Raw genomic sequence first — 8,712 nt, 5'->3', positions numbered from 1 at the left:
GTCCTGACAATGTTCAGTGGTGAAATTATCGTTAGCTGAGTGAATTTCTCGGCTTAGGATAAGACCAAGCTTAAAGATTGCAGCGGTGTTTGCTGAGCTTTAAGTGTGCCCACCACGTTCCAATCATTGTCAGGACACCCCGGTAGGCGAAATTGGACGCATTCATTGCCTGGTTGGTTTCAACTAGTTTCTACATTTCTAAACAGGATTTGAGTTATCGGCGTCGGTGTTTGACGACCGTAAAGAAGTGCAGAATTGACGCCAATAAGACGTAGAAGATAATGACAAATACGCCGTAATACGACCAGAAATTGTTCAGCGGCACAAACTGCTGAATCCCCGCTTCAATACCCATCGTCAATAATGCCATAATCGCAATCATAAAGAATAATTGAATATAACGTTTCACTGTATTGTCATCCCTCTCCCGTTTATGCGCTGCCTGCATACCGACGCGCTCACATTCTGCTTGTTTGGCTGGCGTTAGACTGGTCATGCCCCACGTCTTTGTGACCACAATTTCACGTAATTTGATCAAGCCACCCATGGTTAGAAACTTATCTAACGTTTTAAAGGTCGCATCCGTCACGCCGGTCAGGTAGTTTTCGACACCACCCGCATAACAGTCTGTGATCGTCACGTAATGTTTATTTTTAAAACGGTCCGGTACAGCCTCGCCCACCGCGTTAAAGCGAGCGATTCGATTCCGAAAACAGTCACAAAAGTTCTTCATCACACCGGACAAGCTTCCCAAATATGTCGGCGCAGCTAATACCCAGACATCCGCTTCTAAGAGCTTGGCTTCTAAAACATCTAAGTCTGGATTAGGCTGGTTATCATGATCCGGAAATAACTGGTAATCATTTAGATTGATCAGTTCCGTCTCGGCAGCAGTTGCTGCTCCCTTCAAGACACCCTGTAATAATTTGGCGGTCACCCCATCTGCTTGGTGAGCCCCTAAGATTCCTAATACCTTCACCACATATCACCCCTATCAACTCATCTTAGTTTAACTCATTCGAACTTTCAATACGTTCAGCAAACGAACCCAAATTGTTAAAGCGGCTAACGATCCCTACTTTTAACAAAAACGTTTGACAATTGGTTAACAGCTTGCTTTAATTAGACATAAGTACGACCGTTCTAATAATTCCTAGTCTGCCTGACAATCTGTAGACTTTAAGTTGTCGATAACACCCCACTATTAGGTGTTATCGACATTCACTAGACTGTCACTCAAGCGCGCAACGACTGGTTTAGCGTACTACCAATGGGGAATCAGTCCTTGAACGTCAAATCGAACTCGAAAGGATCCTGTCAATTATGGCAAATTTCCAACAATCTAAAGCAGCACTAACAGAAAGTGCGACGCTTATCAATATTTTTGCCGAAAAAATTCGGCGCCAAATTATCATTGCTCTGGGGAACAGTGATAACGGACTCAACGTTACCGACATTACGGCATTAGTCAACATTTCACGGCCAGCGGTTTCACACCACTTGCGCTTGATGCGTGAAGCAGGCGTTATCGACATGCGTGGTAACGGTGTTGAACACATTTACTTCTTAACGCTAACCGCACCACTTCACCAATTACAAACCACTTTTGCGACCTTGACCGCGGATAACGCAGCACTTAACAATGACTAATAACTAGTAAAGAGTGGGACAAAAGGCGGGTTGCTACCGAGCATAGCCTAGGAATACGAATGATTGTGTATTTTCAATCGTTTGTATTCTTTATGCAACCGAGCGGAGGGAGCAGCCTTTTATCGCACGTTTCGACCGTTAATATTCGGAACATAAAAGGAGCTATGACAGTTAAATTGTCATAGCTCCTTTTATGTTAGTTTGAATGTTAATAATCAAAACGCACGTCAGAAGACAGCTTGTTCCGCTCAACTCAAAATCAGATCAATTCCTGATTCCCGTTAATACTCACAGACTGACCTTATGATTACCGCTGATCTAACTGTTGTAAGTCTGCTGGTAATGGGGCCTCAAAGCTGAGCTGTTGTTGCGCAAACGGATCAAAGAACTGTAACGTTGTGGCATGTAAAGCTTGTCGGTCAATCAGTTCTAAATCACCACCGTAGAGTTCGTCCCCTAATAAAGGATGGCCCAGTGCGGTTAAATGAACGCGAATCTGATGTGTCCGACCCGTTACTAGTTCCAACTGTACCCGGCTGACGTCGTGGGCTAAACCAGTTCCAACGACCTGATACTTAGTGATTGCCCGTTGTCCCGTCGCAACTACTTCACGTTTGGGCTGATCATCAACGCGTCCAATCGGTTGATCAATCGTGTCCTTATCAGGCGTCAACGTCCCGTGAATCCACGCATCATAAGTTTTGACCATCTGATCAGCTAATTCAGGCGCACTCAAAATCCCTTGCGCAATCCGGTGTTTGGCCACTAAGACGATGCCACTAGTATCTCGATCTAAACGAGTCACGAGGTGCGGACGCTGATTAGCAGCCTGTTCCGCTTCAAAGTGACCCTTGATCCGGTTGACCAAGGTATCCGTTCGGTTACTAGGACCCGGTACACTGGTCAATCCCGCTGGCTTATTAACAACCAACCAGTTGTCATCTTCATACATCACTTCAAGTGGTTGGTGACTGATGGCTACTGTTTCATCCGGCGTTTCGTCAGGTAATCGTAAACCGGCGACATCGCCATCATATACCGTAATAACCCCCTCCTCAACCCAATCATTCACAATAAAATCACCGTTGCCCTGCTTGATTGTTTTAATCACGCGCATACTGATGCCGTGATTAGTTAAGAAACGTTTCATCGAAATAGGTTCACCCTGATGTTGCCAAGTAAGTTGCATACTGTATTCTCCCGCTATTTTAAATTAAGACCTATTTTTAAACACACTATTTTTCTGATTAATCATTAGTTGGTGCTGAAACTGCTGCGGCCGCATCAGCTTCAGCGTGGGCAGCTGCCCGAATCGTTGCCATAAAGGTCTCGCCATATTTTTCTAACTTGCTAGCGCCGACCCCTTTTACGGTGACAAACGCCTCATCGGTCTCCGGCATGACCTCACACATGGAATGCAATGTTTTATCCGAAAAAATCACAAATGGTGGTACACCCTGTTCCTCGGCCAAGCCACGACGTAAGGTCCGCAACTGCTCGAACAACGCGCTGTTTTCGGGCACCGTCTGTTGAACCTTTTGGGCAGTCTTACGGTGAACTTTAGTCTCACCTTTAAGCACATCCACCCCGTTATTAGTCACGGTTAGCGTTGGATACTGACCGCCAACTGACTGCAAGTAACCCGCCGCAATCAAGAAGTCGATCAGTTCGACAACACTCTTTTGGCGTTGCCCAGACATCAAGCCGTACGTCGATAACTCACTCAAATTAGAGTCGCGGACCCGCTGATTATTAGCACCAGTCAAGACTTGCGCAACGACCCCCTTACCGAAACGTGCGTGTAGTCGTACCACGCACGATAAGACTTGTTGGGCAGCCGTCGTAATATCTTGAGCTTCGCGTTTATCCGTACAGTTACTACAACGACCGCACGCCTCTGAAGGTTCGCCAAAGTATTTTAAGATAAACTGCTGCAAACACCCCTGCGTATTAGCGTAGCGGGTCATCGCCTGCAACTTCTGGTAAGCAGAATGCCGGTGTTCATCGTCCATTTCAGATTCATCAATGAAGAAATGTTGTAACTGAATGTCACTCGGCCTAAAGATCAAAATGGCTTCACTGGATAAACCATCACGGCCAGCACGGCCAGCTTCCTGATAGTAGGCTTCCAAAGTTCCGGGAACCTGCGCATGGATCACAAAGCGCACGTTACTCTTATCGATACCCATCCCAAAGGCATTAGTCGCCACCATCACGTCGACACGATCATACAGAAAGTCCTCTTGATTTTGCCGCCGAACGCCATCGTCCAAACCGGCATGGTACGGCGCTACCTTGATATGGTGTTTCTGCAACAAGCTGGTCAGCCGCATAACTTCCTTACGAGTGCTGGCGTAGATAATTCCCGCCTCACCCTGATTGGCTTTTAAGTAGTCCATAATGTAGCGATCGGTATCCTGATCCTTAACCACATTCAAGTTTAAATTATCGCGTGCAAAACCAGTGTTGACTTCATTTTGAGGCTCGATCGTCAGTAGATCACAGATATCTTGAGCAACGGTTTCCGTAGCTGTCGCCGTCAACGCTAATACTTGTGGGTGCGTTGGCAACTGTTCAATCGCCGTACTCAACGCTAAGTAACTCGGCCGAAAATCATGGCCCCACTGTGAAATACAGTGCGCCTCATCGATAGCGAGTAGCTGGATTGGTAGCCGCCCTAACGCTTGAATGAAGTACTCCGAATCCAGTCGTTCGGGCGCAACGTATAGTAACGTGTAGTCACCTGAGCGTAACTCCTGTAACCGCTGATTGATCTCTTGAAAATCCAAAGAACTGTTGATAAATGTCGCGGCAATGCCGTTGTCATTCAACGCATCGACCTGATCCTTCATTAAGGAGATCAAGGGTGATACCACGACCGTTAGCCCATTCAATAATAGCGCTGGGATCTGATAACAAAGCGACTTTCCGCCACCAGTCGGCATGATTGCCAACGTATTCTCACCAGCGAGCACTTGTTCAATGACCGCTTTTTGTCCCGGTCGAAATTCATCGTATCCAAACGTGGTCTTTAATACTTGTTGTGCCGCCGCTAAGTCCATCATTTACCCGTAACTCCCTTTTAGCTTAATACCTTCATTTTACCGGGAATACCTCCCGATGACAACTGACCGTCTCGTTACATGTTAGTTACGGAATTGATTGCTGAAAAAACGAAAAGTCTGGGATATAGACCCCAGACTCGTTTGTATCGCTTGATATATTAATAGCCGAAACGTGCAAACTAAGGCAGGGACTTCCGCTTAGCTACGCAAACCTAACGATTGAAAATGCACAATCATTAGGCTTGCTAGGCTATGCTCAGTCCCTAACCGCCTTATTTTGCACTCTTATTATGTACTATTCCGCCTGCTTTGGCCGACCGCGATGATCAACCAACCCCTCCATACCGCGTTGACGATACTTGCGCACCCAAGTGTAGACCTGCGGATACGAAACGTTAAACTGCTCAGCAGCTTCTTGATAATTATTGCAATGCGCCAACGTATATTTCACAATGGCAATGCGTTCTTCTAAAGTTGCTCGACGTCCACGGTCCATAACACGGCCCCCTTTTTATTTACTACGTTTTATCATACCAAGAGTTCTCAGATTTTTATAGCCTTTTTCTAACGACTTTGTTGATTCATTACTATTTTTAACAATTTTTTGCCATTAAAGCCAGTAATCTGCTCAGGCCACTTAATTAAATATATCGTTGGTGAGTTTTTACTTGCACTTTAGAACGTATGTTCGTATAATGATTTTGAGGTGATTGAGATGCAATCCATTAACTTAACCGTCAAATATACCAATAAAAATAAAATTCTAAAATTAGACCCCTTCATGCTCTACTTGCAAGTTGAAACGCTTGGACCCAACCCACAAAAGATCAACTGTCTGATTGTCCAACACGCACTGAACTTATTCTACCAACTTGAACCAGATACCCAGCTAGCACTCTATGGTCATTACAATCGTCGCCACCAGTTCGTGATTACTAAATTCATGGTACGAGCGTCCGTAAAAACGCTTGCTGGATAAGCATTTTAATGGCTGTTCAGAAAACTAAACACCACGACAAACCAAGTCCTGTTAAGCAGGCCTCGTTCACGGTGTTGTGACCGCCTAAGAAAGCGTATAATGAAGATACTAGTTTAAAAGGAGTGTTCACAATGGCAAAACGTATTAAAGGTTCATGTACCACAATCTTAGTTGGTAAGAAGGCATCGATCGACGGTTCAACGATTATTTCTCGTAACGATGATGGTCACGAAGCGCTCGATCCAGAACGATTAGTCGTCGTTAATCCTGAAGACCAACCTAAGCACTATCAATCCGTTATCAGTAAGGTTCAAGTCGACTTACCAGATAACCCAATGCGGTATACTTCAATTCCTAACTCGATCTTAACGAACGGAACTTGGCCCGCTGCCGGTATCAATAGCGAAAACATCGCCATGTCCGCTACTGAAACAATCACCACGAATTCACGTGTGCTTGGTATCGATCCTTTCGTTGATGGTGGTATTGGTGAAGAAGACCTCTGTACATTAGTCTTACCTTACATCCACAGTGCCAAGGAAGGTGTCGCTCGTTTAGGTGCCCTCTTGGAAGAACACGGGACTTACGAACCAAACGCCATCGCCTTTTCTGATAAGGACGAAATCTGGTGGTTAGAAACGATCGGTGGTCATCACTGGGCTGCCAAACGGATTCCTGACGATGCTTACGTCGTTGCCCCTAACCGGATGAACATTGACGATTTCGACTTTAACGCTGATGACACAATGGCCTCAGCTGACCTCGAAAAAATGATCAGTGACAATTCTTTGAATCCTGACTTTGACCGCGTCAACTTACGCCACATCTTCGGTAGTGCCACCATCAAGGATACGGTTTACAATAACCCCCGTGCTTGGTTCGGCCAACACTACTTTACGCCAGACGTTGAACAGGATCCAATGGAACAAGACTTGCCATTCATCTGCCATGCTAACCGTAAGATTTCAATCGAAGACGTCAAATTCGTTTTGAGCTCTCACTTTGAAAATACTAAGTATGACGTTTACGGTAGTGGCTCTGAAGCCGACAAAACCCTCTTCCGGCCAATCGGGATCAACCGTAACCACGATGTGCACATCTTGCAGATTCGTAACAACGTGCCTGCCGCAGTCGCTGGGATTCACTGGCTAGCTTTTGGTGCCAACACCTTCAATACGGTCGTACCTTTCTACGCTAACGTGAACGATACACCAGCTAGCTACAAGGACGCTGACGGGACTTTCAACCTTAACCACATGTACTGGTTAAGCTGTACCGCTGCCCTCCTTGGTGATACCGACTACGACTTCTACGTCGACATGCGTAACAGCTACGAATTAGACGCCATGAGCACTTACCGTAAGATCGAAAACGACACGGACGCTGACTTAGCTAGCCACCAAGACATCACCACTTACCTTGAAGCTGCCAACCAACATTTGGCTGACGAAGCCATGCGTTTGCAGACTAAGTTGCTCGGTGACATGGTCATTGCCGGTTCAGAAAAGATGAAATTACGATATAATTTGAACGACTAATTAACCCTTTTAAAATAAGCGTTTAGATGAGTTTTCAATGATGAGATTATGAGCGAAAACTAATTTATTTTTAATTTTATAGTTTACAAATTAAAAAATCGTGCTAATATAAGTGTCACAAGATAAAAAACGTAGGAAAGAGGAGTACGATTAGTCAACCTGCCAGTGAATCGGGGATGAGTGGAAACCCGATCAGAACTTGACTAGTCCGAAAAACACTTTCTTAGTTGCTAACTGAAATAACCTCGTTAAAGTAGGATTAGCCGTCAACCGGTACGTTATCATCGGTAGTGTATGTTAGTACACTATTTTAAGCTGGTTTACTGTAGAGTAAACAACTTGGGTGGTACCGCGAAAGAGAGTCTTTCGTCCCTTGATAATTCAAGGGATGGAAGGCTCTTTTCTTTTATCTTGAAACTATACTAGAAACTAAATTTAAAGGAGATCTCGCTCATGCATTTAATTATTCCTAAGGACTACGACCCCAAATTATCCGTTAAAGAAACTCAAAAGGCGATTCGTTACATTCGTGAAACTTTCCAAGATGAATTTGGTCAACAATTGAACTTGTCACGGCTATCAGCACCAATGTTCGTTGAAAAGAAAACCGGTTTAAACGATAACTTGAACGGTGTTGAAACCCCCGTTTCATTCACCATGGCAGACATGGGCGGCGATGATCAGATTGAAATCGTTCACTCATTAGCTAAATGGAAACGAGTTGCACTCAAACGTTACGGCTTTGACTTGCACGAAGGTCTCTATACCAACATGAACGCCATCCGTAAAGACGAAGACTTAGACAACTACCACTCAGCTTACGTTGACCAATGGGATTGGGAAAAAGTCATCAGCAAGGAAGAACGGACCGTTGAAACCTTGAAGGCCACTGTTAAACAGATCTTCAAAGTTATCAAGCATATGGAACACGAAGTTTGGTATAAGTTCCCTGAAGCCGTCCACCACTTACCAGACGAAATCCACTTCATCACCACGCAAGAATTGGAAGACATGTACCCTGACATGACCCCACGCGAACGTGAGAATGCCATCTGTAAGAAACTCGGCTGTGTCTTCTTAATGCAAATTGGTTGGAAACTCGACTCTGGCGAACGTCATGACGGCCGCGCACCCGACTACGACGACTGGAAATTAAACGGTGACATCCTCTTCTGGTATGAACCATTAGACCAAGCCATCGAAGTTTCAAGCATGGGTATCCGGGTCGATGCCGAATCAATGAAGAAACAATTAAAAGATGTTGATGCTGAAGACCGTTTAAGCTTGCCATACCACAAGATGATTCTTGACGCTGACGTCCCTTATACTATCGGTGGTGGGATTGGCCAATCACGTCTATGCATGTTATTACTTGGCAAAGCCCACGTTGGTGAAGTCCAAGCCGCATTATGGCCACAAGCTATGATCGACCAATGTGCCGAAAACAACATCCATTTACTTTAATCTCTATTGAACATTT

8 protein-coding genes and 1 other annotated feature are annotated in these 8,712 nt (G+C 45.1%); of the genes, 4 read left to right on the top strand and 4 right to left on the bottom strand.

Annotated elements, in window-relative coordinates; all coding sequences use genetic code 11:
- Positions 1-214: 214 nt before the first annotated feature.
- Positions 215-979, bottom strand: coding sequence for a flavodoxin family protein (locus tag ACG95_RS03280; protein WP_047999137.1), 765 nt, complete (start codon positions 977-979; stop codon positions 215-217).
- Positions 980-1,323: 344 nt separating this feature from the next.
- Between ACG95_RS03280 and ACG95_RS03275 the strand changes: the two genes are divergently transcribed.
- Entirely contained in the window at positions 1,324-1,650 is a 327-nt protein-coding gene (locus tag ACG95_RS03275) for an ArsR/SmtB family transcription factor (protein WP_047999136.1), read from the top strand.
- A 307-nt stretch (positions 1,651-1,957) separates the two neighbouring features.
- On the opposite strand, the gene ACG95_RS03270 is transcribed toward ACG95_RS03275, so the two are convergent.
- From ACG95_RS03270 to ACG95_RS03260, 3 genes are all read right to left on the bottom strand, one after another.
- Positions 1,958-2,839, bottom strand: coding sequence for an RluA family pseudouridine synthase (locus tag ACG95_RS03270; RefSeq protein ID WP_047999135.1), 882 nt, complete (start codon positions 2,837-2,839; stop codon positions 1,958-1,960).
- 58 nt (positions 2,840-2,897) lie between these two features.
- Entirely contained in the window at positions 2,898-4,715 is a 1,818-nt protein-coding gene (recQ, locus tag ACG95_RS03265; protein ID WP_082137289.1) for a DNA helicase RecQ, read from the bottom strand.
- Between the two features lie 295 nt (positions 4,716-5,010).
- Complete coding sequence (locus ACG95_RS03260; protein WP_053072658.1) at positions 5,011-5,211, bottom strand: helix-turn-helix domain-containing protein; 201 nt, start codon at positions 5,209-5,211, stop codon at positions 5,011-5,013.
- 219 nt (positions 5,212-5,430) lie between these two features.
- Here ACG95_RS03260 and ACG95_RS03255 point away from each other — a divergent pair, with 219 nt between their 5' ends.
- The 3 genes from ACG95_RS03255 (at position 5,431) to asnA (ending at position 8,696) form a co-directional block, all read left to right on the top strand.
- The gene (locus ACG95_RS03255) at positions 5,431-5,694 is read left to right on the top strand and encodes a hypothetical protein (RefSeq protein WP_047999134.1); all 264 of its coding nucleotides are present in this window, start codon (positions 5,431-5,433) and stop codon (positions 5,692-5,694) included.
- 131 nt (positions 5,695-5,825) lie between these two features.
- Positions 5,826-7,232 (top strand): C69 family dipeptidase, encoded by a 1,407-nt coding sequence (locus ACG95_RS03250; protein WP_047999133.1) that lies wholly within the window; start codon positions 5,826-5,828, stop codon positions 7,230-7,232.
- A 123-nt stretch (positions 7,233-7,355) separates the two neighbouring features.
- Positions 7,356-7,609: a binding site (T-box leader), on the top strand.
- A 76-nt stretch (positions 7,610-7,685) separates the two neighbouring features.
- Complete coding sequence (asnA, locus tag ACG95_RS03245) at positions 7,686-8,696, top strand: aspartate--ammonia ligase (protein WP_047999132.1); 1,011 nt, start codon at positions 7,686-7,688, stop codon at positions 8,694-8,696.
- The last annotated feature ends 16 nt before the right edge of the window (positions 8,697-8,712 follow it).

This window comes from Lactiplantibacillus herbarum, from assembly GCF_001039045.1.
In the GTDB taxonomy this organism is placed as follows: Bacteria; Bacillota; Bacilli; order Lactobacillales; family Lactobacillaceae; genus Lactiplantibacillus; species Lactiplantibacillus herbarum.
Note: the sequence above shows the minus strand (reverse complement) of the source record. Positions and strands in the feature narration are given on the sequence as shown.

Coding starts and splice junctions, on each gene's coding strand:
- ACG95_RS03275 (WP_047999136.1), top strand. CDS start 1,324: ATGGCAAATTTCCAACAATCTAAAGCAGCACTAACAGAAAGTGCGACG.
- ACG95_RS03270 (WP_047999135.1), bottom strand. CDS start 2,839: ATGCAACTTACTTGGCAACATCAGGGTGAACCTATTTCGATGAAACGT.
- recQ (WP_082137289.1), bottom strand. CDS start 4,715: ATGATGGACTTAGCGGCGGCACAACAAGTATTAAAGACCACGTTTGGA.
- ACG95_RS03260 (WP_053072658.1), bottom strand. CDS start 5,211: ATGGACCGTGGACGTCGAGCAACTTTAGAAGAACGCATTGCCATTGTG.
- ACG95_RS03255 (WP_047999134.1), top strand. CDS start 5,431: ATGCAATCCATTAACTTAACCGTCAAATATACCAATAAAAATAAAATT.
- ACG95_RS03250 (WP_047999133.1), top strand. CDS start 5,826: ATGGCAAAACGTATTAAAGGTTCATGTACCACAATCTTAGTTGGTAAG.
- asnA (WP_047999132.1), top strand. CDS start 7,686: ATGCATTTAATTATTCCTAAGGACTACGACCCCAAATTATCCGTTAAA.